21 protein-coding genes are annotated in these 23,856 nt (G+C 45.0%); 7 read left to right on the top strand and 14 right to left on the bottom strand.

Features of this window, described 5'->3' with window-relative positions:
* The 6 genes from IS446_RS11700 to IS446_RS11725 form a co-directional block, all read right to left on the bottom strand.
* The gene (locus IS446_RS11700; RefSeq protein WP_203060930.1) at positions 1–1,257 is read right to left on the bottom strand and encodes a dihydroorotase; all 1,257 of its coding nucleotides are present in this window, start codon (positions 1,255–1,257) and stop codon (positions 1–3) included.
* Positions 1,254–3,179: a BatA domain-containing protein gene (locus IS446_RS11705; protein WP_203060932.1), complete on the bottom strand. Its 1,926-nt coding sequence runs from the start codon at positions 3,177–3,179 to the stop codon at positions 1,254–1,256. The genes IS446_RS11700 and IS446_RS11705 overlap by 4 nt, the downstream gene beginning before the upstream one ends.
* A gap of 55 nt (positions 3,180–3,234) precedes the next feature.
* A complete protein-coding gene (locus tag IS446_RS11710) occupies positions 3,235–4,047 on the bottom strand; it encodes a patatin-like phospholipase family protein (RefSeq protein ID WP_203060934.1) in 813 nt (270 codons plus the stop codon).
* A complete protein-coding gene (locus IS446_RS11715; RefSeq protein ID WP_203060936.1) occupies positions 4,037–5,533 on the bottom strand; it encodes a S10 family peptidase in 1,497 nt (498 codons plus the stop codon). Before IS446_RS11715 ends, IS446_RS11710 begins: the two co-directional genes overlap by 11 nt.
* Positions 5,534–5,739: 206 nt before the next feature.
* On the bottom strand, positions 5,740–6,507 hold the full coding sequence (locus IS446_RS11720; protein ID WP_203061175.1) for a TIGR02757 family protein: 768 nt from the start codon (positions 6,505–6,507) through the stop codon (positions 5,740–5,742).
* A 2-nt stretch (positions 6,508–6,509) separates the two neighbouring features.
* The gene (locus IS446_RS11725; protein WP_203060937.1) at positions 6,510–7,199 is read right to left on the bottom strand and encodes an ABC transporter ATP-binding protein; all 690 of its coding nucleotides are present in this window, start codon (positions 7,197–7,199) and stop codon (positions 6,510–6,512) included.
* Positions 7,200–7,379: 180 nt separating this feature from the next.
* Between IS446_RS11725 and msrA the strand changes: the two genes are divergently transcribed.
* The 3 genes from msrA to IS446_RS11740 are packed head-to-tail and all read left to right on the top strand — an operon-like array spanning position 7,380 to position 8,841.
* Entirely contained in the window at positions 7,380–7,925 is a 546-nt protein-coding gene (gene msrA / locus IS446_RS11730; RefSeq protein WP_203061176.1) for a peptide-methionine (S)-S-oxide reductase MsrA, read from the top strand.
* Positions 7,915–8,511 carry a GTP cyclohydrolase I FolE gene (gene folE / locus IS446_RS11735; protein ID WP_203060938.1) on the top strand — a complete coding sequence of 199 codons (597 nt, stop codon included), beginning with the start codon at positions 7,915–7,917 and terminating at the stop codon, positions 8,509–8,511. Before msrA ends, folE begins: the two co-directional genes overlap by 11 nt.
* Before the next feature lie 48 nt (positions 8,512–8,559).
* Positions 8,560–8,841, top strand: a complete 282-nt coding sequence (locus IS446_RS11740) for a hypothetical protein (protein ID WP_203060939.1) — start codon at positions 8,560–8,562, stop codon at positions 8,839–8,841.
* Here the strand turns inward: IS446_RS11740 and IS446_RS11745 are convergent.
* The 8 genes from IS446_RS11745 to IS446_RS11780 all read right to left on the bottom strand — a co-directional run bounded on the left by IS446_RS11745 (position 8,834) and on the right by IS446_RS11780 (position 16,923).
* Complete coding sequence (locus tag IS446_RS11745) at positions 8,834–9,130, bottom strand: DUF6787 family protein (RefSeq protein WP_203060940.1); 297 nt, start codon at positions 9,128–9,130, stop codon at positions 8,834–8,836. The genes IS446_RS11740 and IS446_RS11745 overlap by 8 nt on opposite strands.
* A gap of 30 nt (positions 9,131–9,160) precedes the next feature.
* Positions 9,161–9,622, bottom strand: coding sequence for a DUF6146 family protein (locus tag IS446_RS11750; RefSeq protein ID WP_203060941.1), 462 nt, complete (start codon positions 9,620–9,622; stop codon positions 9,161–9,163).
* 85 nt (positions 9,623–9,707) lie between these two features.
* Positions 9,708–10,340: a DUF937 domain-containing protein gene (locus IS446_RS11755; protein ID WP_203060942.1), complete on the bottom strand. Its 633-nt coding sequence runs from the start codon at positions 10,338–10,340 to the stop codon at positions 9,708–9,710.
* Between the two features lie 100 nt (positions 10,341–10,440).
* Positions 10,441–11,391, bottom strand: a complete 951-nt coding sequence (locus IS446_RS11760) for a D-2-hydroxyacid dehydrogenase (protein WP_203060943.1) — start codon at positions 11,389–11,391, stop codon at positions 10,441–10,443.
* Positions 11,392–11,423: 32 nt separating this feature from the next.
* Positions 11,424–12,488: a 3-phosphoserine/phosphohydroxythreonine transaminase gene (gene serC, locus IS446_RS11765; protein WP_203060944.1), complete on the bottom strand. Its 1,065-nt coding sequence runs from the start codon at positions 12,486–12,488 to the stop codon at positions 11,424–11,426.
* A gap of 286 nt (positions 12,489–12,774) precedes the next feature.
* Positions 12,775–13,281, bottom strand: coding sequence for a hypothetical protein (locus IS446_RS11770; RefSeq protein ID WP_203060945.1), 507 nt, complete (start codon positions 13,279–13,281; stop codon positions 12,775–12,777).
* Positions 13,282–13,724: 443 nt separating this feature from the next.
* Positions 13,725–15,650, bottom strand: a complete 1,926-nt coding sequence (locus IS446_RS11775; RefSeq protein ID WP_203060946.1) for a helix-turn-helix domain-containing protein — start codon at positions 15,648–15,650, stop codon at positions 13,725–13,727.
* Positions 15,651–15,861: 211 nt separating this feature from the next.
* Entirely contained in the window at positions 15,862–16,923 is a 1,062-nt protein-coding gene (locus IS446_RS11780; RefSeq protein ID WP_203060947.1) for an acyl-CoA reductase, read from the bottom strand.
* A gap of 235 nt (positions 16,924–17,158) precedes the next feature.
* Here IS446_RS11780 and IS446_RS11785 point away from each other — a divergent pair, with 235 nt between their 5' ends.
* The 4 genes from IS446_RS11785 to IS446_RS11800 all read left to right on the top strand — a co-directional run bounded on the left by IS446_RS11785 (position 17,159) and on the right by IS446_RS11800 (position 23,500).
* Positions 17,159–17,512, top strand: coding sequence for a 4Fe-4S dicluster domain-containing protein (locus IS446_RS11785; protein WP_203060948.1), 354 nt, complete (start codon positions 17,159–17,161; stop codon positions 17,510–17,512).
* Between the two features lie 95 nt (positions 17,513–17,607).
* A complete protein-coding gene (gene ychF / locus IS446_RS11790) occupies positions 17,608–18,699 on the top strand; it encodes a redox-regulated ATPase YchF (protein ID WP_203060949.1) in 1,092 nt (363 codons plus the stop codon).
* 237 nt (positions 18,700–18,936) lie between these two features.
* On the top strand, positions 18,937–20,799 hold the full coding sequence (locus IS446_RS11795) for a DNA topoisomerase IV subunit B (RefSeq protein ID WP_203060950.1): 1,863 nt from the start codon (positions 18,937–18,939) through the stop codon (positions 20,797–20,799).
* Between the two features lie 85 nt (positions 20,800–20,884).
* On the top strand, positions 20,885–23,500 hold the full coding sequence (locus IS446_RS11800) for a DNA gyrase/topoisomerase IV subunit A (RefSeq protein WP_203060951.1): 2,616 nt from the start codon (positions 20,885–20,887) through the stop codon (positions 23,498–23,500).
* Positions 23,501–23,856 lie beyond the last annotated feature (356 nt).

The raw sequence follows: 23,856 nt of genomic DNA on the forward strand, positions 1-23,856 counted from the left end.
TTATTCTTCAATTTCGGTAAATGAGCCGTTGATCACTCCGAATACGTAACCTTTAAGCTCTTGTTTTAAAAAGGCGCTGTTCTTCGAGGTTGAAAGGATATGCCCTTTGGTAAAGGTGTATGTATGTTGTGGGTCAAAAAGGGTGAGATCGGCCTCAGCACCTTCTTCCAGTGTGGTTTCTTCTTTGAGGAAGCGCCTTCTTCCTGCTCCCAGTACCCGAATAGCGTCTTCAAGGGGTAACAGGGTGTTCAGAGCTCCAAACGCGCTCTCCAGGCCTATGCTGCCGTAATCGGCATGATCAAACTCCACTTTTTTAAGTTCGATATCTCTTGGATCATGATCGCTGGTAACCATGTCGATAGTTCCGTCCTTAAGCCCTTTTATAAGCGCTTTACGATCTTTATCGGTACGCAATGGAGGCATTACCTTATATCGGGTATCAAAGCCTTCCAGAACTTCTTCGGACAGGAAGAGATGGTGGATCGCAACGCTGCAACTCACATCAAGACCCTTTTTCTTCGCTTCTTTGATCAGGGTCACGCCTCGTTCGGTCGAGATCGTAGGGATGTGAAGTTTTCCACCGGTATACTCCAGGATGTACAGGTCTCTGGCGATCTGTAATTCTTCAGATAATGCCGGGATCCCTTTTAATCCCAGACGAATGGCAGTAGCCTCTTCGTTAACCACTCCTTTTCCTGAAATACTCTTTTCTAAGGGGAAAGACATCACAAGGCCGTCGAAGTTCTGCGTGTACTGCAGGGCGATCTTCAGTAGGTTCGGATTGGTTACCGGCGACTTGTAATCGCCAAATGCCACGGCTCCTGCCTGCTGCATATCGTAGAGTTCTGCAAGGTCTACGCCTTGGCCTCCGGCGGTCAGGGCACCTACGGGGTGTAGGGTAGTAGCCGTTCGTTGCCCTTTATGGCTTATAAATGCGATCTGCGCACTCGAATCGGTAACCGGCTTGGTGTTCGGATTTACTGCCACAGCTGTGAATCCGCTTCTTCCTGCCACCTTGATCCCGTTGGCCAGGGTTTCTCTTTCTTCATATCCGGGCTCTCCAAAACAAACACTACTGTCGAACCATCCGCGGGAAACATGGAGGTTATCCTTTTCTATAATACGGGTGTTCTTTTCCGGAGTAATTTGCCCGGCTATGGTGTGTATTTTACCATTTTTGATAAGAATGTCACTTTGTTGGCCGTGATGCTTGCCCTGAGGATCGATGATCGTAACTGATCTTAGGAGGATATTCATTTAAAATATTTTAAAATGAGCATTTCTGTTAGGAAAAAAGCTATTGCAAAAATAACAAACCATTTCCAAAGCTCATTGACCTTATTCTCACTTTTTACCTGTTCAAGACCCTCGTCGATACTACTGTATGCTGTAATGTTTTTAAAGGCTTCAGGATCGTGATATTCAAGTTGGCTTTCGGTTCTGGGTTCATTAAAGCTGATGTTCCCGATAGTTTCGTTCTCTTTGATAATGCGGTAATGGCCCGGACTTGTGATCTGCTCATCAGGATAGACCCTGACATAATTACCATAGGCTTCCTGTCGGGGAATCACCGAAGTTATCCCGTTGTCCAGGGCAAGGATCTGATCCTTTTGGAGAGTGGTTCTTATGTCTGCACTTTCCTGGTTGCCAAAGGTGTAGTAAGACCTTGGCAGTCGCATACTTTGGAGTCCGATAGCATAAAAAACAGGTACTACGAGGGCCGATTGTATAAGGTCTGTTGTTTCGCTGTTTACTGCTGTAGTAAAGGCGTAGTGGCCATTCTTCCCGTAGAGAAAGGGGAGGCCTCCGGCCAGTTCCAGTGCTGCAGATACCGGACCGCTCAAGGCATAATATTCACTGACATTAGGATATTGAAAATTACTCACCCGTTCGTTGAATACATTTTTAAACAAGGGGTGGTCATAACGTATGGTACTTACTACTGCAGACCTTCTTACCAAGCTGTCCCGGCGAGGAAGTCCCAATTGTGCATTGAGCTGGTAAAAGCTTTCAGAAGCCTCATTTGTCGCCGGTATCTGAAGGATGCGTAAACCCCGATCGGCCAGGTCAGAAAGACTTTGTCCAAGGGCAGGGGGCAAGGAGCGCACCTGATCGAGAATTACAAGATTCTGTTCTGAAAGTACGTTATAATCAACTGCATTAGGATCTGCTGTGATATACCTGAACTCGTCTTCGGTGAAAATCCGGTTTAAATAGTCTCCGGGAGCCTCGCTTATATGAAGTATGTTGATCTTTTCGCTTACAGGAAGGCTGAAATAGAGCTCATTATCATAGGGTAAACCGTTGTCTTTTATGCTGATCCGGGCCCTCGCCAGATCTGCCGGAGGTAGGTCAAAGGTAACCCTGGTCGTATCGGTTTCGAATACTGCCGGAGCCCTGGCCAGTAACTCGTTACCTGATAATACAGATACAGGAAGGTTTTCGGGGCTTACTCCTTCAGCATGCGACAAAAATACGGTGAGCCTGGTACTCTCTGGTGTGGTTTGTCCAATACTGAGGGAGTCTATAGCTATATTGGACGGCGTATCCGCACGAACTACGGTGAGCCGCGTAATAAGATCTTCAGCAGATACTTCAGGTAAGGATTGTTGTGTTCGCTGCAGGTCGGTAAGCAGATAGATTACTTTATTCTTTTGCTGGTCCGGGAATAAGGTTTTAGCCTTCAGGATCACCTCATCCAGTCCGAGTTGTGCAGAGCTGTATTCAAGGGTAAGTAATTGATTGCGGAGGGAGTTCTTAGTGCCGGGGCCTATGGTGCTGTTATTGGTGATCACGAGGATCTCAATATCTTCCGGCCATTGATCTACGAGGGTGTTTACCGCCTTTTGCAAGAGTGTTCCCTGGGCAGAGGGAAAACTCATGCTTTGTGAATTATCTATGTACACGATATAAGCGGTGTTGTCTTTACCTGCTTCAGGATCTCCTGAGTAGGGACCTGTAAATGCGAAGATAAGAAAGGCCAGGGCCAGCATACGTGTAAGCAGTACCAGCCATTTCTTTAAGCTGGAACTCTTGCGGGTTTGTAATTCCACTTCCTTAAGAAACCGCACATTGGTGAACGATTCCTTTTTAAAACGCCTTAACCGGAACAGATGTACGATAAGGGGGATGATAAGCAAAAATAGAGCCCAAAGAATTTCCGGATGTTTTAAATGCATTCCCTAAAGTGTATGTTCAAATATAAGATTATTAATCTACAGCACCTCATACTTTTCAGAACCGGGATATGAGTTTTTGAAACCACGTTCGTGGGGGTTCAGTGAAGGCTCCGAGGTCCATGTTCATCACGTGGTTATAACCGATCTGGAAGAGTTCATCTGCACGCTGGGTATCAAAGATCGGGTAGCTCGCCAAACTGGGTGGATCGATATAGAGATCGCATTCATGCTCGGCGAACCTGTTCGAGGCATTGACACTTAGCTGGAAGGTTCGCGCAGCAATAGAGGCAATATTGCCGAGTTCCTTGCTACGGGCCATCGGACTAATATTGATCACTATAGTTTTCCGGCATTCATTTCGTAATGGTTCTAACGGAATATTACTGAACACGCCACCGTCTACATAATACAGATCGTTGATCTTAACGGGAGAGAACAGCACAGGGATCGAAGCAGATGCCTGGACAATAGAGGCGAGGTTGCCCTCTCTGAAATATACCGGACTTCCATTGAGGATATCGGTTGCTGCAATGATCAGGGGGGTCGGAAGGTCCCTAAGGTCGGTCTCGCCGAGATGGGTTCGGATCAGGGAGCCCAGTTTATCGAGATTAAGAATGCCTGTGGTAGGCATTTGGAAGTTGGTGATGTCCCTTATGTTTAACTTCTTCATAAGGTCCAGGGTCTCTTCAGGAGTTTTTCCGGCAGCGATAAACGCTCCGGCTATGGCGCCGGCACTAACCCCGGAAATGATGTCGGGTGTGATCCCCTTTTCCTGAAGGGCTTTGATCGCCCCCAAATGAGCAAACCCACGGGCTCCCCCTCCTCCGAGGACGAACCCGTATTGGTATGCCTTTTTCTTATCGCTCATATCTCGCAGCCTTACCTTGGGCAGCAGTACGTGAAATGAACGCGCGCAGATCGTCGTTGGCCTTTTTAAGGTCTTCTGCACGGAGATACATCATATGTCCGCTGCGATACCCTTCAAAGCTAAGACGGTCTTTCATTTTTCCCGCCGGGTCCAATTGCCACATGCTGTATTTCGTATTGAAATAAGTGGTGGCACCATCGTAATACCCTGCCTGGTAGAATACATTAAGATATGGATTCTGAGCCATAGCCTGACGAAGGTTGTCCCGGGTGTTGTCCTTATCATTGTTCCACGGATGTACGGGTCCGAAAACATTGTATTTGAGATCGGTAGCAAAACCAAGCTCTTTTCTGAGGTAATAATTAATGGCAGGAGTAAAGGAATGCAACCACGAAGTAAGTTCGGCGCTGTAATCGGGAGCAGTACCGGCGTCGCTCTTATCAATTCCGAGGTATCGGGAATCCAGTCTTCCTACCGTATACCCTTCATCTCTGAGCAATTCTTTCCAGAAGAATTGGTTGGGAACCGACAGGTTGTGTTGCAGGATCACTTTTGCAGATATCCCGGTAAGACGAGCCATCTTCTCTGCGATCTTAACTCTTTCTTCCTGCGGAAGGAATCCGCCCTTTGCCAATGCCGGGATCAATTCATTGATCGTGAAATCTTCCGATTCAGGAAGCACATCGGTCAGGTCTTTACTTTGTAGCGCATTATCCAAAGCTTTATGATGCCAGGCAGCTGCTGTATAATAAGGGGTGTTTAGCGCTTCGGCAACCGGGCCACCGCGACGCAATACCTGGTAATCTGCCGGAGAAACCATGATCACTCCGTTCAGGTACATCCACTCACTGTTCTGAAGTTCCAGTGCCAATCCGGCAACGCGGGTACCTCCGTAGCTCTCTCCAATAATGTATTTTGGGCTTCTCCATCTGTTGTGGCGGGAGACAAAGGTGTTGATCCAGTCAGAGAGGTAACTAATGTCTTCGTTAACACCAAAAAACTGCTCTCTCTCAGGCATTTTACCGTCTTTACCCGGTACCATTCTCGAATACCCTGTATTTACCGGGTTTACATAAACAATATCGGCTACATCGAGAATAGAGTTTGGATTGTCTTTGACACCATAGGGCTGTAATGGGTATCCCTCGTCATCGATATTTAGCACCTTCGGACCTGTGTAGGCCAGGTGCATCCAAACCGATGCCGAACCCGGACCTCCGTTAAACGAGATCAGAAGCGGACGCGAAGCGCGGTCCTTGATATCTGTACGATAATAATAAGTGTGAAATAAGGTGGCAATAACCTCGCCTTCATCATTCCATACCGGCTGGGTTCCTGTTGCGGCATTGTAGGCCACTTTTTGACCCTGAATGGTTACCGAATGACTTGTGGTTATCAAGGTGTCGGTTGGTAGTTCGAGGGCTTGTGCAAATGCAGTACATGCACACAGGCAAAAGAGCCAAAGGCTCAATGTAATTTTTCTCATCTTGATTGTAGTTGATTTTTGCTTAAAAATAAAAATAAAGTTCTGCTCCGGAAAAGAAGACCCATAGTTATTCTGTATTGCATGCACTATTTCATTTATTCAAAGCGGTATGCAATGGCTGTATTTAACTAGGGTAAAGGCAGGTAAATTGCAGTTGTGGACTAAGTGATCTGGGGTTGGTGACTCCCGGAGGCCTGATCGTTCTCTTAGAATTTTTCGAAAACACCGAGCCCAAAAAGGGCAAAGTCATATTTTACCGGATCGTTCGGGTCCATTTTTCTAAGTGCGTTATCCAGCTCCTCGAGTGCCCTGGCGTCATTCTGTTTTCTTTTTAAAAGCCCCAATTTACGGGCTACATTGCCGGAGTGGACATCCAGCGGACAGGATAGCTGGGCAGGGGAGACCGACCTCCAGATCCCCGCATCAACCCCTTTATTATCCTTTCGTGCCATCCACCGAAGAAACATATTGATACGTTTTGCCGATGATCCTTTTCGGGGGTCCGAAACGTGTTTTTCGGTACGCGGTAGATGAGGGATCTCAAAGAATTTTGTTTTGAGGTCGCCTATAGCTTCCTGTAATCTTGGTGCATTGCTATGGGCAGCGAACACTCCTTCTAATCCGCCATAATTCTCGTAAAGGTACTTTAATCCGCGAATAAAATGTCTGAGGTCTTCGGCATTATAGGTACGGTGTACAAAATTTTCAAAACGATCGAGATCCTCCTCCTGGTGCGACATGATAAAATCGTACGGACTGTTTCCTAAAAGTTCCATCATGCGGTTCGCATTATTGATAATGCTTTTACGATTACCCCATGCAATGGTGGCGGTAAGGAATCCGGAGATCTCTATATCTTCCTTATCCCGGTACCTGTGAATGATCTGTACAGGGTCTGTGGTAATAAATTCCGGGTTATTGTATTGGTCGGCCTTTTCATCAAGAAAGGCTTTGAGTTCACCGGGAGGAAGCATCATCAGGAGTTTTGCAGGCTTTCAACCTCCTCGTTCACGATCTGTCCGTCGACCATTACCAATTTCCTGTCGGCCATATTAGCAAGGTCTTCGTTGTGCGTAACGATCACAAAGGTTTGTCCAAAGCGATCGCGAAGCTCAAAGAACAGGTTGTGCAGGCGTTCAGCACTCTCAGAGTCAAGGTTTCCACTGGGTTCGTCGGCAAAAACAATATCCGGATTATTCATCAGGGCTCTTGCCACGGCAACTCTTTGCTGTTCGCCACCCGATAAGGCACCGGGTTTGTGGTCAAGACGGTGTGAGAGTCCCAAAAATCCAAGGAGCTCCCTGGCACGGGCTTCGGCCTTTTCGCGCGATGTGTTCTTAATGAATGCGGGGATACATACATTCTCCAGGGAAGTGAATTCCGGTAACAGCTGATGAAACTGAAATATAAAACCAATATGCTCATTTCTGAACCTGGCCATGGCCTTATCTTTTAATTCATGAACCCTGGTGTTATTAATGATAATGGCCGTGTCTTTAAGCTTGTCCGGTGTATCCAGGGTTCCAAGGATCTGCAATAGGGTAGTTTTACCGGCACCGGAAGCGCCCACAATAGAAACGACCTCTCCCTTTTTGATCTCAATGTCGACACCCTTGAGCACCTCAAGCTCACCATAGGTTTTATGAATATTTACGGCCTTTATCATAGCTTTATTCAGAATGAATGCGAAAAGTACGGATTAAGGGGTAAACACGCAAACAGGTAAGGGGGGAGTTCGGTTCTCGGGTATTCTTCTAAAATAATCGTTAAAGAACAAAACCATTGTTTAATAAATTGATACTTTTGTTAAACATGTTTAAGGATTAACCGAAATGTGAACAGAATAATGATGGAGACGGCATATTTAGCAGGTGGTTGCTTCTGGTGTACAGAGGCGGTGTTTGAGCAGATCGAAGGAGTGAACTCAGTGATCTCCGGGTACACCGGCGGACTAATCAAGAATCCGGCATACAGGGAGATCTGTACCGGCCGTACCGGTCATGCAGAGGCGGTCAAGATCACCTTTGACCCTGAAGTGGTGAGTTTCAGGGGGTTATTAGAGGTGTTCTTTGCAACCCATGATCCGACAACCCTTAACAGGCAGGGCAATGATATGGGAACGCAATACCGTTCAGGTATCTTTTATACCACCCCTGAGCAGCGGGAACAGGCACAGGCTTTTATTGAACTCCTCACCGAAGAGAAAGTGTTTGATGACCCTATAGTCACGGAAATTACAGCAGCAGGTCCCTTTTACGCTGCCGAAGAGTACCATCAGGATTATTACGCCTTGCACAGGGAGCAACCGTATTGCAGAGTGATCATCGATCCGAAAATAAAGAAATTAAAACAGTATTATTCACATAAACTAAAGACCAAAAATGCCATATAAAACCTTCGAGGAATACAATATCAAGATCACCGATGAGGTAAGAGACCGTTACCGTCAGATCATCCAGGAACTTGGAGAAGACACAAGCCGGGAAGGCCTTGAGAAAACCCCTGAAAGGGCGGCCAAGGCTATGCAATTCCTTACTCAGGGATACTACCAAGACGCTTCCGCCATCCTAAAAAGTGCTATGTTCAAAGAGAGCTATAACGAGATGGTGATCGTTAAGGATATTGAATTGTATTCGCTTTGCGAGCATCATATTCTGCCTTTCTTCGGTAAGGCGCACATTGCCTACATTCCCGATGGACACATCGTAGGACTTAGTAAGCTGCCACGTATCGTAGATGTCTTCGCCAGAAGATTACAGGTGCAGGAACGCCTTACACACGATATTCTGGAATGTATAAATCAGACCCTGAAACCCAAAGGTGTGGCTGTGGTCATTGAGGCTTCTCATATGTGTATGATGATGCGTGGCGTTCAAAAACAAAATTCGGTAACTACAACTTCAGGTTTCCGCGGACAGTTCAAGGAGATCGAAACGAGGAACGAATTCCTGAAACTCATCAGTTCAGACCTGACCTGATCGTTTCGTTACTACCTTTATCTTTTTAAAAAACCGTATACTTGATGCATGAAATACGGAAAATTGGTTTTGAGTATTGCGCTTGACCTGGTGGGAATGGCATCTTATTTCTTTCCCGGAATAGGGGAAACGGCCGATTTTGTCTGGGCGCCCATATCAGGATTTTTGATCACGCGTATGTATCCCGACAGAGCGGGTAGGATAGGAGGATTTATAGGGTTCCTGGAGGAACTGATCCCCGGGATGGATTTTATTCCCACATTTACTTTAATGTGGGTTTACGTTCATCTACTCAAAAAAGATAAGTACCTGAAAAAGCGTGCTACTTGATCTTAATGCCCATACGGTTAAGCATTTTCTTCTCAAAATTCCAAAAGAAAGCGAATTGACCGAATAGCCAACCAAAAAACACTAAAAGCACCTGATAGATCGGAAAGATCAGAAAGATCCTTACCGGCCAGTAGATCCATCCGCTGGTCGTTGCAGGGTCCATGCCGATATAGTCGGTAACGGGGCTGGCAAGTTTCGTTGCTGTAGAGCCGGTAATGGCGAAGACCACCAAGATGACCACCAACTGAAAATTTGAATCAATACCCCAACGTTCTTTTAGCTTCTTCATGTGATTTTGTTTTCAGGGCGCAAATATATACTAATTTATCCGTGGATAAAAAGGCCCCAGGCGCTGATTGTACTTTCGCTGAAAAAATACAAAATAATTGTAGAGTAAATAGTTGACCTCGTAACCGTAATTGATACGCTGATCATAGTCTATAGGGAAAATATAGAGTTCAGGATCTTTGCGATTGGTCTGTTGCGCCCTGAGATTCCAATTCGCAACCAGTACGCGATTGCGGCTTTCCAGCCAACTTTGTTCGAAATACTTTCTGGGTGTAGCAACGGTGTTTAACCAGGTGTTGAACCCGGGTTCAAGAATAATGATCTCGTATTCAACGTCTTCGTTCGCAATGCGAACCGTATCTTGTTTACCCGAATTAAAGATCGCTTGTTCTTCTTCGGTGATGTTAAGGGGTTGGTTTTCAGTGCTGTTCTTGCTGCCCGAACATGCCACCAATGTAAGGGTCAAACCTAAGATGGTAAGGAATATTTTCATCGGTTAATAACACATTTGCTCCCTTAAATATAGTAAAAAGTCTGCAGTTTCCTCTGCAGACTTTTTGTTGCTATGAAAAGATGGATCATTTTCCGAAAAGGCTCCCCAGCATTCCTGCAAGGCCTCCTTTGTTCTTTCCACCTGCGAGCATATCGCTTACATCGTCTAATACGCTACCATCGCCATCGGCATCGAGGAGGCTCGTGATCATATCTCTGTTCTGTCCGGGTTGTCCGCCCAGCATACTTCCGAGCATGGAGCTCAGGTCGTTAGGAGAACTAATGTTGTTCTGCCTCGTTTGCTTCCCTAAAAGACCTAATGCAATAGGGGCAAGGGTCATTAAGGTTTTGCCGATAGTGCCTGCATCCAGTCCCGAACGCTGACTAAGAGCATTCTTAACTTCAGGCTCCTTGTCGCCAAATACGTGGCCTAAAATTCCGGCACCATCCTGAAGTACCTCCGGATTCACTCCTCCACTGAAAAGGCTTCCCAGGTTATCTAAAATACTTCCATCATGCCGGTCAGAGCGCGCAGCATTTAACAAACCTTCAGCAGTTTGCGGATTAGCTGCTTTTTTCTTCATCCCTGCCATGATCAGTGGCATGGCCATCCCGATCAGATCTGCAGCTTTACTGGTGTCTACTCCGGCTTCATTACTTAAACCATTAACCAGTTGCTTGCCCATGTCGCTGTTTAAGAGACTCATTAATCCATCCATTGTGTGTTGATTTTTTTAAATTGTTGATAATCAAGCATTAAGATACAAAAAAAGTCTCCCTTTAGCAGAGAGACTTTTTTAAAAATAGATGAAAGTCGTCTTATTTCAGAAGTGCTGAGATCTGATCGGCAAGTTCAACCCCGATACGATCCTGTGCTTCTGCTGTAGCAGCACCAATATGAGGAGTTAAAGACACCTTGGGGTGCATTAATACTCTGATAGCCGGAGTAGGCTCATTTTCGAATACATCAAGGCCTGCGAAGGCGAGCTGTTCGTTGTCCAGCGCTTCGACCATGGCCACTTCATCAATAACTCCGCCTCGAGCGGCATTGATGAGTCCTGCTGTATTCTTCATGAGTTCAAATTCCTTTTTACCGATCACATATTCCTTTTGAGCAGGAACGTGAAGACTGATAAAATCAGACTCTTTAAGGACTTCTTCCTTAGAAACGGTATTGATGTTGAAGTCAACGGTTTGGCCGTCAAAGAAAGGGAGCGTGATCGTAACCGCTTCGATAAACGGATCATAAGCGATGACCTTCATCCCGAGACCGAGGGCGATCTTCGCAGTTTCTTGTCCGATACGTCCGATCCCAATAATCCCCATGGTCTTACCGCGTAATTCGGAGCCTCCGGCGTATGCTTTTTTGAGGGTGCCAAATTTACTTTCCCCTTCCAGTGGCATATTTCTGTTGGCGTCGTGAAGGAATCGCACGCCTCCGAAAAGGTGTGCAAAAACCAATTCGGCTACCGATGACGATGAAGCGGCCGGTGTGTTGATCACGTGCAGGCCTTTGCTGCGGGCATAATCAACGTCGATGTTGTCCATACCCACTCCTCCGCGGCCTATGATCTTAAGGCTTGGGCAGGCGTCTATAAGTTCTTTGCGTACTTTAGTGGCACTGCGTACCAGGATCACACCTACCTCGTGTTCGTTAATGTAATTTTCGAGTTGTTCCTGAGCTACTTTAGTGGTGATCACTTCGAATCCGGCATCCTGCAGGGCTTTTTCGCCACTGGCAGAAATTCCGTCGTTAGCTAATATTTTCATGATTTTATTCTCTTTCCGTTTGTAATTCGGGGTTATGCTTTCTTTTCAAGGTCTTGCATTACATCTGCAAGCAGTTGTACGCTATCTACATCCATGGCATTGTACATCGATGCGCGATATCCTCCTACGCTGCGGTGACCGTTAATACCACTGATGCCGGCTTCTGCCACCAATTTGTCGAAAACAGGCTTTACCGATTCGTCGGCAAGGTTAAAAGTAGCGTTCATCATTGAGCGATCTTCCTTTGCTGCAAATCCTTTGAAAAGCGGATTGCGGTCGATCTCTGTATAGATGATCTCTGCTTTATTGTTGTTGCGCTCTTCAATAGCCTTTACGCCTCCGAGGCCTTTAAGCCAGCGCAGGTTAAGCATAGAGGTGTAGACGGCAAATACCGGAGGGGTATTGAACATGCTGTCCTTATCCATATGCTGACGGTAATCGAGCATGGATGGAAGTGTTCTTGATACTTTTCCCAGAACATCTTCTTTGATCACCACCAGAGTTGTTCCCGCAGGCCCCATATTTTTCTGGGCTCCGGCATAGATAATGGAGAATTTTGAATTGTCGATGGCTCTGGAGAAAATATCAGAACTCATATCGGCCATCATAGGCACATGGGTATCCGGAAACTCTTTGATCTGCGTCCCGAAGATCGTATTATTGGTCGTGCAGTGAAAATAATCGGCATCTTCAGGGATAGTATACCCTTTAGGGATGTAATTGAAATTCGCGTCTTTAGACGACGCAACCTCTACCACCTCTCCCAGGAGTCTGGCTTCTTTTATGGCCTTGGCTGCCCAGGTTCCGGTATTGAGATAAGCTGCTTTATTTTCTAGAAGATTATAGGCTACATTGAGAAATTGCATGCTGGCACCCCCCTGAAGAAAGAGGGCCTTATATCCCTTGCCTTCCAATCCGAGCAACTCAAGCGCCAGAGCCTGAGCTTCTTCCATGATCGCGATAAATTCCTTACTGCGGTGGGAGATCTCCAGGATCGATAAACCGATACCATCAAGGTCAAGTATGGCTTGAGATGCCTGTTCAAAAACCGTTTGGGGAAGAATGCAGGGACCTGCACTAAAGTTGTGTTTTTTCATAGATCCAGATAGTCAATTACGAATTTTAAGTATGCCTACAAATTTGCATATTATTGCCCGAATAGCATGGCATAAAACTCATAATTTTCAGGGGGGATTTGGGTAAAATATTACCGAAATCGTAAAAGATTAAGAATAGTCTTAGTAGATAGTTAATTAATACTGTGATTTGGTGATACTTGATAGATCGTACCCCATACAAAGGCCGGGAATCTTAAAACATTAACATTCACGGCCTGTCAGGCATGCCATTGGTTGGCTTGATGTTCGTTATTTCACGACCTTTTTATTTGAGCATATCTTCAAGGTCGATCTCAATGACCTTGTTTTGATCGCCATTGGTAAGTAAGATCCTGTATTTCTTCTTGTTCAATTTGTTCTTTTTATACAATGAAGAGTACTGACTGTTCTTAACATCCCAACCTTGGTACTGCTCAAGGATCTTATCTATAATGGATTCCGGCAATAACACATCGGTATACTTTTCCATACACCTTGTGATCTCGCCCTTGCTGTTGTACGTGGTATACATAGAGCCTCTTTTACACTTAAATTCAATGTGATACTCACTTTTCGTACTGCCGCGATAGAATTCACTCTCAATAAGATCGTAATTCGCTGCTTTTGCCTGTAATTCAAGAGCCATCTGCGGCGTGTTATCGTCCTGCATGGCTTTGATGAATTTAGAGTTCTTTGAAGTTACCGTTACGTCTTCCAGTGTTACTGTCGTTTCCTGTGCGCTGAGTATCCCAAAGGAGAATACTGCCAGTGCGCTGATGATGAATGTTTTCATAATGATCTGATAAATGGTTCGGGGCAAAGATGCAGAAACAGAACAGGTGAAGTGTAGCAACCCCGTTGCCAAACATTTAACGGTCGTTGCGAAGTATTATAAAAATGCTTTTAAGGATTGAAAAAAATATTTCAAGTGTTAACTGAGGGCTCAAAAGAGCCAAAATGTAGGAGATAGAGGGTTAATTTGGGAATGGGGAAAGGACCCCTTCCGGTCAAGCTACGAGCTTGACCACCTTCCCTTAATTAAGTGGAAGGGGAACGTTCTTTTTTTGAATGTCGGGAAAGTTATTGAACATCATCAAGAGCCAAGAGCCAAGAACCAAGAGAAAAGAATAAAGAGGGATTATAGATAAAAAATTTTGAATCAGGGTGTTGTAAGTACTAAATTCTCGTATAACCGTGTCATCCTCCGAAGCTTTAGCGAAGGAGGGTGTCACTGCCTCACTGTTTCACTAACTTAGTGGCATTGATCACATGGGTTCTTGCGCTTTGGGGGAAATTCATGCTATCCAGTAAAGCCTGGTATCGCTCTGACGACCCGAGAGGCGACAGATCGGGTTCCTGGGCGAGCCAGGTCATTTCAACCTCTCTCGCCTCATAAGAGCGTTCAAGCCAGTCCAGACACTTATCATAATCGTCTTCATAGGCGGCATAGAGGGCAAGGAACCAGGCAGGGCTGCCAGACTCCTCATTGCTGTAGGCTTGATCAAGCGCGACAAGCTGCGCATTACGAGTTTCATGATCCCCATTTCTGTCGGCAACTATAGCGGTTACCCAACTTATGATAGGAGATCGTTCTTCAAAAGTAGTTAAATAGTGACTCAGGGCGGCTTCCATTTTTTCTTCTTCTCCCAGAAAATAATAGGCTTTGATAGCTTCCCTTAGAAAATTCATTTCATCCTTATAAATAGGGTAGTTTTCATTCATGATCTCCTTAGCGTGTTCGTGCTCCTGAAGAAAGGTCCAATTAATAGCCATAAGCACATCGACCAACCCCATCTTAGGGTATCTTTGCTTATAGAACAAATGTCCTTCGTGTGCTTTTTGAAAATCGCCTGTTTTGGTGGCGAAATCGGTATTAAATGTTTTGTGATCTTCAAAGCTAACCTGCGACAGCTCCGGATAATTGCTTCTGACATTTAGTCCATAATAAAAGAGGCAGTCTTTAAATGTGTAAAGTGCCAGTTGGTCGTCCGGATCCATTTGCAGTGCTTTACGTAAAATGGGGACAAACGCTTTCCATGCTTGTTTCTGGGGAATATAGGCCGAGACAGTACCTCCACTTGCCCATTCTCCTGCCAGTCTGATATAAGCTTCTGTAAACAGTGAATCTTCATCTATAGCCATTTGATAAAGTTCAATAGCCCTTTCCCAGGAGTCTCTCGTACCCGACAAGCTTTGCTCCATAGCTTGGTGGTAATATTTTGTTGCAAGATCTGAACTGGTGTTTACCTGATCTTTATGTGGATAATAGTCGTCATTGTTTATATTCAACTTCGCAGTCACTCGGTTAGCTACTGCTGTCTGGATTTCGAAAGGAGTATTTGGGTCAAATTCCATAACGATACTTTCATCCCAAATGTGAATAGCTGTTTTGGGATCGATACAAAAAATATTAACCTTAACTTGAGCTGCAGTACTTTGAAGACTCCCTTGGATCACTAGGTCTGCCCCTTGTTCTTCCGGAGGAAGGTCTTCCATATTATCAAGGTCAATGAATCTTATATCCTGCTGCTTAATAAGGTCTGCTCGATTATTGATCGCGATGATGATCTCTTCTCTTATTCCTCGTGCCAAAGCATCATTCTGGGGGTCAGAAGTGAAGTTCAACAAAGGCATTACCGCAATAGAGGTGGTTTGTGACGAAGTTGCTGCAATTTCAGGGCCTTTTTGATCATTGCTAAAAAAACCTATTGCCCCAACGGCAAGAAAAGCCATCACAATAAGCACGATCAGGTAAGGGCGGGGGCTTTCTTTTTCTTTAGGCTGGATCGCATAGCGCTTCCCTAGTAATTCATTGATCTCATTAGGATGGTAGGCGGTGTCTCCCGGGGTGAATCCGTATTTCTCCTTAAAGCACTTATTGAAATAGGTGGCGCTGTTAAATCCTACTTCGAATGCGACCTGAGAGGCAGTAAGATGGCCGTCTTTTAATAATTTCAGCGCCTTTTCGAGCCTGATATCTCTTACGAACTGAGTAACAGATTTACCGGTGCCCTTTTTGATCTTTCGGTATAGCTCAGAACGGCTATAGCCTGCTAATTGGGCAAAGGATTCCACATCAAAATCTTCCCGGTTCATATGTTCTATCACAATGCATTCCAGGCGTTCGATATAGGTGGTCGAAGCAGATGTCTCCTCAGCCATTTTCAAGGTTGCTTATTGATCGGTTGTTGCGCAAAAATACTCAAAATCAACCTTTTATAATAAGCCGACCGGGCTAAACTACTGTGGACTAACCTTAAAAGACTTTAGAATAAAGGAATAGGCTATAACGCAAAATTCACTTTCAAGATGAAGAACAGTGACATTACCTTCATCTTTCATTCGAAAGGAAAGAGGCGTGCGCGGGATCTCTCTATAGTGATAACAGGAACCTGATCACATCTACACCATCGGCGTAATCATTAAGACCCGGACGCTGGGTTTGTCCAAAAGGAATGGCGTCGTTATCCCAGTGATTTCCTACGATACATTGTATCTTCTCCTGATCTTCCTCCAACTTTTTGCGCAAGGCATTTTGATCTGTATAAAACTCGTAGAAGAGCGTGGCAATAGGAGAGGCGTACGAAGGATCTTCCTTGAGCATCAGGAATCCGTTTTCCTTAAGTTTATAGAGGCTCATGAGGTATACGGCCTTATTGTAGTCGTAATTGTTGGCGTATTTGGTTTCTTCAATGATCTCCTTGTACGGGTAGATGGCCTTAAAAAAGGTGTCGAAATCATACCCCTCGGGTACAAAAAGCTTGGATACGTTACGACATCCGAGTCCGTAGTACCGGAAAATATCTTCCCCCAGGGCATGTAATTCTTCAGTAGTTTCCTTACCGGTGATCACGGCAGCAGAATTCCTGTTCTTGCGAATAATGTGCGGCTTACCCTTAAAGTAATACTCGAAGTATCTTGCTGTATTGTCGCTCCCTGTGGCGATCACAGCATCATAATCAGTTAACTGCTCGGTGGTGAATTTCACCATACCCTTGAAAGTCGGGTCTGCAAATTCCAGGTATTTTACGAGATAGGGAAGCAGATGCTTGTCGTTAGATGAAAGTTTTACTACGGACTTGTGTCCCAGGATAAGCACCGATAAAAGATCGTGAAATCCGACCATGGGGATATTTCCCGCCATGATAATGGCGATGGTCTTTTTATTGGACTCTTCAAGCAGGTAAGAAGACATCCACTCTTTAAGATGTGACGCATCGAGTAATTCGCTCCATCCCTTGAACGCAAATGCCAGTTGTGCACGGGTAAACCACTGATTGTGCTCTCCGGCAAGTTTGATCTGATGCAGAAATCCATCGTAAAACGTGTCGTTGTTCAAAACATCGTCGTTTCGCACCGGCTCCGGACTTTGGAACTGTTTTAAAAAACGGCCCAGATGTTCAAGGGCGTTGATTCTGCTATGGATATCACTCATGCTTATCGCTCTTCTTTAATTTTGATCGGGGCAAATTTACGATTTGCACTTCATTTTGCCACAGTTTTCCCAATAAGGTTCATCACAAGCAGTAAGAATGGTTTCTCGGCAGGTATACGGATATCCAATTGGGATATATAAATTTTTTATGGACGTATTTAGGATATTTTTTTTCAAAACAACCTCTTTGCCGTATTTTTGTGGCTCATTTAATCCTTATTGAAAGAAAATTTTTATGGCCATAATCATAACAGACGAATGTATTAATTGTGGAGCTTGTGAGCCAGAATGCCCTAATACAGCGATATACGAAGGGGCCGATGACTGGCGTTACAGCGATGGTACTTCGCTTAATGGCGATGTGGTGCTTCCCGATGGCAAATCGGCCAACGCAGATGAGGCGCAAACCCCGATAAGCGATGAGATCTATTATATCGTTCCCGATAAGTGTACCGAGTGTCAAGGATTCCACGAAGAACCACAATGCGCTGCCGTATGTCCGGTAGATTGCTGTGTGCCTGACGATGACCATGTGGAGACCGAAGAAGAGTTGCTTGCAAAGCAGCGCTTCATGCATCCGGAAGACTAAAGACCTTATTTTTATAAAAGATTGTAAAATCCTGAGCTACTGCTTGGGATTTTTTTGTTTTTAACTCGTATTTTTGCCGCTCTAAAACAAGAACTATGAAAGCCGGTATTGTAGGTTTACCTAACGTTGGAAAATCAACACTCTTTAACTGTTTGTCAAATGCGAAAGCGCAGAGTGCAAACTTTCCCTTTTGTACTATAGAACCCAATCTGGGGGTGGTTAATGTTCCCGATCCGCGAATCGAAAAATTGGAATCGCTGGTCAATCCGGAGAGGGTAATGCCGGCAAGCGTTGAGATCGTAGATATCGCCGGACTGGTACGTGGTGCCAGTAAGGGGGAAGGTCTGGGAAATCAGTTCCTGGGAAATATCAGGGAGTGTAATGCCATTATTCACGTATTGCGATGTTTCGATAACGACAATATCGTACACGTAGATGGAAGCATTGATCCTATAAGAGATAAGGAAACCATCGATATCGAGTTACAGCTAAAAGACCTTGAGACGGTTGAAAAAAGACTAGAAAAGGTGAATCGTGCTGCAAAAACAGGAGATAAGGACGCTCAGAAAGAACAGGCGGTACTGCAACGCTTTAAGGAAGCTTTGGAGAGTGGTGTGTCTGCAAGAGCCGTTGAAGTTACCGAAGATGAAGAGGAGTTCATGAAAGATTTCCAACTCCTTACCGCGAAGCCTATTCTTTACGTGTGTAATGTAGATGAAGCAGCTGCCAAGAACGGGAATGCTTATGTAGACCGCGTAAAAGAGGTGGTAAAGGACGAAAATGCAGAGATCCTTGTGTTGGCTGTTGCTACAGAAGCCGATATCGCAGAACTGGAAAGCTACGAAGAACGCCAGATGTTCCTGGAAGATATCGGATTGGATGAGCCGGGAGTATCCAAACTTATTCGTTCTGCCTATAAGCTGCTCAATTTGCAAACCTACTTTACGGCCGGTGTAAAAGAAGTAAGAGCATGGACCATACCGGTAGGTGCTACAGCGCCTAATGCCGCAGGGGTTATCCATACAGATTTTGAGAAAGGATTTATTCGCGCCGAGGTGATCGCCTATGCAGACTACGTGGAATACGGTAGTGAAGCCAAAGTAAAAGAAGCCGGGAAGATGCGAGTGGAAGGAAAGGAATACATCGTGAAAGATGGAGATGTGATGCATTTCCGCTTCAATGTATAACTTCAGAGATCCTAAAAATATATAGAAAAGCAGGCTTTACGGCCTGCTTTTCATGGTTGTATACGGCAGGGGCATATGGAATGAATCCTGATTTTCCGGCATAAGTGTAGAAAATAACTTACAAAAAATCAGGAGTTTAACAATAAACAGTAGATTCTTGTTAATTACTTTAGGAGTTTACATATTTTATATTATACGCTGAAACGCTATATTAGCACCAAACCCATAAATTACAGTATGTCGCAAACAGTTCAATATACCGAAGACAATATACGTTCGTTAGACTGGAAAGAGCATATCCGGATGCGTCCCGGAATGTATATCGGGAAATTGGGCGATGGTTCTTCTGCCGATGACGGGATCTATATCCTCATCAAGGAGGTCCTGGACAACTGTATTGACGAATTCGTTATGGGGGCCGGAAAAACCATTGAGATCTCTATCCAGGGAGAAAAAGTTACCGTTAGGGATTACGGTAGGGGAATTCCGCTTGGGAAAGTGGTCGATGTGGTATCAAAGATGAATACGGGTGGTAAGTACGATACCCGTGCCTTTAAAAAGTCTGTAGGACTTAACGGGGTTGGTACCAAGGCGGTAAATGCCCTTTCTACCTATTTCCGTGTGGAATCTAACCGCGACGGACAGTCACGTGCTGCAGAATTCGAAAAAGGAAACCTCACCAACGAGGAGGCCCTGGAAGAAACTTCACGAAGAAGAGGTACCAAAGTGACCTTTGTTCCGGATGAGACGATTTTCAGGAAGTATAAGTTCCGCCTGGAATACGTAGAGCGCATGGTGCGCAATTACGTTTATCTTAACCCGGGACTTTCGATCATACTCAACGGAGAGAAGTATTATTCGGAGAACGGACTTAAAGACCTCCTCCAGGATAATACGAATGAAGAAGATATGCTTTACCCCATCATCCATTTAAGGGGTAACGATATTGAAGTGGCCATGACACATAGCCGCACCCAGTACAGTGAAGAATATCACTCCTTTGTTAACGGACAAAACACTACCCAGGGTGGTACGCACCTCGCTGCCTTCCGTGAGGCCGTAGTTAAGACCATCAGAGACTTTTACGGGAAAAATTTCGATGCGTCGGATATTCGTAAATCGATCATCGCAGCCATTTCCATCAAAGTCATGGAGCCGGTTTTCGAAAGCCAGACCAAAACTAAACTCGGTTCTACCGATATGGGAGGTGAATTGCCTACCGTGCGTACGTATATCAACGACTTTATAGGGACGCAACTGGACAACTACCTGCACAAGAACCCGGAAACTGCCGAAAAGATCCAGAGAAAGATCCTCCAGGCAGAGAAGGAGCGAAAGGAATTGTCGGGGATTCGCAAGCTGGCCAGGGAAAGAGCTAAAAAAGCCAGCCTTCACAATAAAAAACTAAGAGACTGCCGCGTTCACCTGGGCGACATGAAAAAGGACCGCCGACTCGAAACTACCCTGTTCATTACGGAGGGGGATTCGGCTTCGGGTTCCATCACCAAGTCGCGCGATGTGAACACCCAGGCGGTATTCAGCCTCAGGGGTAAACCGCTCAATTCTTACGGAATGAGTAAAAAGATCGTTTACGAGAACGAGGAGTTCAACCTCCTTCAGGCTGCCTTAAATATCGAAGAGTCACTCGAAGACCTGCGCTACAACAATATCGTGATCGCTACCGATGCCGATGTCGATGGGATGCACATTCGTCTGCTGCTCATTACCTTTTTTCTGCAATTCTTCCCTGAACTCATCAAGGAAGGGCACCTCTACATACTTCAAACCCCGTTATTCAGGGTGCGTAATAAAAAAGAGACCATATACTGCTACAGCGAGGAAGAGCGTAAGGCAGCGATCAGGAAACTTAAAGGTAAGCCGGAGATCACCCGATTTAAGGGACTTGGTGAGATCTCGCCAGATGAGTTCAAGCATTTTATCGGAGACGATATTCGTCTGGATCCCGTTATGCTCGACAAAGCCATGTCTATAGAGAGTTTACTGGAATTCTACATGGGAAAAAATACGCCCGATCGCCAAAAGTTCATCATCGAGAACCTGAAAGTAGAACTGGATGTGATCGAAGAAGACAATGAATAAACGCCATAGTAGCATAAACCCTGTGTTTCCGGGGCGCAAAAAGGAAATAAACAAACCCAACTATAAAGAATAAAACTTACTTGTAATGTCTGAAGAGGTCAATATGAATCCGGAAGGATCTGAAGAGCACAGCCAGGATACGATCACCCGTGTTGGCGGGATGTATAAAGACTGGTTCCTGGATTATGCTTCCTACGTAATTCTTGAAAGGGCAGTGCCTGCAATTGAAGACGGATTCAAACCCGTGCAGCGCAGGATCATGCATTCGATGAAGGACCTCGATGACGGACGTTACAACAAGGTTGCTAATATCGTTGGGCATACCATGCAATACCACCCTCACGGTGATGCCAGTATTGCCGACGCCATGGTGCAAATAGGGCAGAAGGACCTCCTTATAGATACCCAGGGAAACTGGGGGAATATCCTTACCGGAGATAGCGCTGCGGCCTCCCGATATATTGAAGCCCGTCTTTCGAAATTTGCCCTGGAAGTGATCTTTAGTCCGAAGATCACCGAATGGCAGCTCAGCTATGATGGTAGAAAGAAAGAGCCGGTAAATCTGCCGGTAAAATTCCCTTTATTATTGGCCCAGGGAGCAGAAGGGATCGCAGTAGGTCTTTCTACCCGACTTTTGCCACACAACTTTAACGAATTACTCGACGCTTCTGTAAAACACCTGAAAGGAAAACGCTTTACCCTTTATCCCGATTTTCCAACCGCCGGTATCATGGATGTATCCAATTACAACGACGGAAACAGGGGAGGTAAGATCAGAGTGAGAGCCAAGATCTCTCAGCTGGATAAGAATACGTTAGTGATCAACGAGATCCCTTATGGCACCAATACCTCAAGCCTTATCGACTCTATACTTAAGGCGAATGACAAAGGAAAGATCAAGATCAAAAAGATCGAAGACAATACCGCCGCAGAAGTAGAGATCCTGGTGCATTTACCTGCGAATATTTCACCCGATAAGACCATTGATGCCCTCTATGCCTTTACGGCATGTGAAACGTCTATATCACCGCTGGCCTGTGTTATTGAAGACAATAAACCGTTGTTCATCGGGGTTTCTGAAATTCTAAGACGCTCAACAGATAATACGGTAGAATTGCTCAAGCAGGAGCTGGAGATCGAACTCAAGGAATTAGAAGAGCAATGGCACTTTGCATCACTGGAAAGGATCTTTATCGAGAACCGCATCTACCGCGAGATCGAGGAGGAGGAAACCTGGGAAGGCGTTATTAAAGCCATCGATACCGGTTTACAACCCTTTATCAAACACCTTAAAAGACCGGTTACAGAAGAGGATATCACACGACTCACGGAGATCAGGATCAAAAGGATCTCTAAATTCGATATCGATAAGGCGCAACAGAAGATCGACGCTCTCGAAGGTGATATCGAGCGTGTGAAGCACCACCTGGCGCACCTTATTGATTATGCGATAAGTTATTTTGAAGGACTAAAGAAGAATTACGGTAAAGACAAGCAGCGACAAACAGAGATCCGCGTGTTTGACGATATCGAAGCTCAAAAGGTGGTGATCAGAAATTCCAAGCTTTACGTAAACCGCAAGGAAGGATTTATCGGAACGTCTCTCAAAAAAGACGAATATGTTTGTGACTGTAGTGATATCGACGATATTATTGTGTTTACAGCCTCCGGGAAGATGATGGTAACCAAGGTAGACGCCAAAACCTTTGTCGGGAAGGATATTATCCATGTCGCGGTCTTTAAGAAAAAGGACAAGCGTACCATATACAATATGATCTATAGCGATGGTAAGGGCGGACCTACCCACATCAAACGTTTTTATGTGGCGAGTGTTACCCGCGACCGCGAATATGACCTCACCAATGGAAAGGCGGGATCTTCAGTATTGTACTTTACTGCCAATCCTAATGGCGAGGCCGAAGTGGTAACCATCCTCCTGCGTCAAAAGGGTAGTATCAAAAAACTAAAATGGGATGTTGATTTTGCAGACATCCTGATCAAAGGACGTAATTCTAAAGGAAATATCGTTACCAAATATGCGATCAAACGCATCGAGCTGAAGGAAAAAGGCGTTTCTACCCTGAAACCAAGAAAGATCTGGTTCGATGAAACCGTTAAGCGTCTTAATGTTGACGGGAGAGGAGAATTGCTCGGAGCCTTTAAAGGCGAAGACCGATTGCTTATCATAAATAAAAACGGTTCGATCAAGACCATTACTCCTGAACTTACGACCCACTTTGACGACAAAATGATCGTTCTTGAAAAATGGGATCCTAAGAAACCAATTTCTGCCATCTATTATGAAGGTGAAAAAGAACGCTACTATGTGAAGCGCTTTTTAGTAGAGAACGAGAACAAAGAAGATGTGTTTGTCTCTGAACACCCTGATACCAAATTAGAACTCGTTTCTACCGAATGGCGTCCTGTAGCAGAGGTTGATTTTGTAAAACCAAGGGGAAAGGATCCGAAACCCAAGCAAGAGATCGATCTTGAAGCATTTATTTCAGTCAAAGGCATTAAAGCTCTTGGTAATCAGCTCACTGCCGATAAGATAAAATCTGTTACTGAGCTTGATCCGCTACCTTATGAGGTAGAAGAAGAAGTGGCTCCGGAAGATATGGAGGTCGTAGATGAGGAGAATGTAGATAACCACTCTGAAAAGGAAGGCGACGGACAGATCACGATGGAATTAGAGGAGTGATCCAAGCTAACAATGCTCCCGAAAACATTTTAAACCCTGTGATGCAGCGCCTCACGGGGTTTTCTCATTTATTTCGGTACTGATCACTAATCAGGACAGTTACGCTATGAACTTGTCATAAATAGCGTATTTAAAAAATGTCAAGGATCAGATGCATATGGCCCGGATATGGGATAGCCGAAAAAGCGATCATTATCCTTGGCTACTCCGGTTGCATCTAAGCATCTCCGGATTTTGAAATAAAAAACGCAACAGCATGACCTGAAAACATCCTGTAACGGGAAGACCATTTTTAGCCGTAACCGAAAATAGAGCTTGTTCATGGAAAGATAAAGAAGTGGATATATGCGGTTTTT

Source organism: Robertkochia sediminum (assembly GCF_016786255.1).
In the GTDB taxonomy this organism is placed as follows: Bacteria; Bacteroidota; Bacteroidia; order Flavobacteriales; family Flavobacteriaceae; genus Robertkochia; species Robertkochia sediminum.

Excerpts from the sequence above, each read along its gene's own strand:
- IS446_RS11725 (WP_203060937.1), bottom strand. The coding sequence starts at position 7,199 with ATGATAAAGGCCGTAAATATTCATAAAACCTATGGTGAGCTTGAGGTG.
- IS446_RS11710 (WP_203060934.1), bottom strand. The coding sequence starts at position 4,047 with ATGAGCGATAAGAAAAAGGCATACCAATACGGGTTCGTCCTCGGAGGA.
- IS446_RS11785 (WP_203060948.1), top strand. The coding sequence starts at position 17,159 with ATGGCCATAATCATAACAGACGAATGTATTAATTGTGGAGCTTGTGAG.
- IS446_RS11770 (WP_203060945.1), bottom strand. The coding sequence starts at position 13,281 with ATGAAAACATTCATCATCAGCGCACTGGCAGTATTCTCCTTTGGGATA.
- IS446_RS11740 (WP_203060939.1), top strand. The coding sequence starts at position 8,560 with ATGAAATACGGAAAATTGGTTTTGAGTATTGCGCTTGACCTGGTGGGA.
- IS446_RS11705 (WP_203060932.1), bottom strand. The coding sequence starts at position 3,179 with ATGCATTTAAAACATCCGGAAATTCTTTGGGCTCTATTTTTGCTTATC.
- IS446_RS11780 (WP_203060947.1), bottom strand. The coding sequence starts at position 16,923 with ATGAGTGATATCCATAGCAGAATCAACGCCCTTGAACATCTGGGCCGT.
- IS446_RS11715 (WP_203060936.1), bottom strand. The coding sequence starts at position 5,533 with ATGAGAAAAATTACATTGAGCCTTTGGCTCTTTTGCCTGTGTGCATGT.
- serC (WP_203060944.1), bottom strand. The coding sequence starts at position 12,488 with ATGAAAAAACACAACTTTAGTGCAGGTCCCTGCATTCTTCCCCAAACG.
- IS446_RS11760 (WP_203060943.1), bottom strand. The coding sequence starts at position 11,391 with ATGAAAATATTAGCTAACGACGGAATTTCTGCCAGTGGCGAAAAAGCC.
- IS446_RS11745 (WP_203060940.1), bottom strand. The coding sequence starts at position 9,130 with ATGAAGAAGCTAAAAGAACGTTGGGGTATTGATTCAAATTTTCAGTTG.
- IS446_RS11720 (WP_203061175.1), bottom strand. The coding sequence starts at position 6,507 with ATGCTTCCTCCCGGTGAACTCAAAGCCTTTCTTGATGAAAAGGCCGAC.
- IS446_RS11750 (WP_203060941.1), bottom strand. The coding sequence starts at position 9,622 with ATGAAAATATTCCTTACCATCTTAGGTTTGACCCTTACATTGGTGGCA.
- ychF (WP_203060949.1), top strand. The coding sequence starts at position 17,608 with ATGAAAGCCGGTATTGTAGGTTTACCTAACGTTGGAAAATCAACACTC.
- folE (WP_203060938.1), top strand. The coding sequence starts at position 7,915 with ATGCCATATAAAACCTTCGAGGAATACAATATCAAGATCACCGATGAG.
- IS446_RS11700 (WP_203060930.1), bottom strand. The coding sequence starts at position 1,257 with ATGAATATCCTCCTAAGATCAGTTACGATCATCGATCCTCAGGGCAAG.
- IS446_RS11800 (WP_203060951.1), top strand. The coding sequence starts at position 20,885 with ATGTCTGAAGAGGTCAATATGAATCCGGAAGGATCTGAAGAGCACAGC.
- IS446_RS11795 (WP_203060950.1), top strand. The coding sequence starts at position 18,937 with ATGTCGCAAACAGTTCAATATACCGAAGACAATATACGTTCGTTAGAC.
- msrA (WP_203061176.1), top strand. The coding sequence starts at position 7,380 with ATGATGGAGACGGCATATTTAGCAGGTGGTTGCTTCTGGTGTACAGAG.
- IS446_RS11755 (WP_203060942.1), bottom strand. The coding sequence starts at position 10,340 with ATGGATGGATTAATGAGTCTCTTAAACAGCGACATGGGCAAGCAACTG.
- IS446_RS11775 (WP_203060946.1), bottom strand. The coding sequence starts at position 15,650 with ATGGCTGAGGAGACATCTGCTTCGACCACCTATATCGAACGCCTGGAA.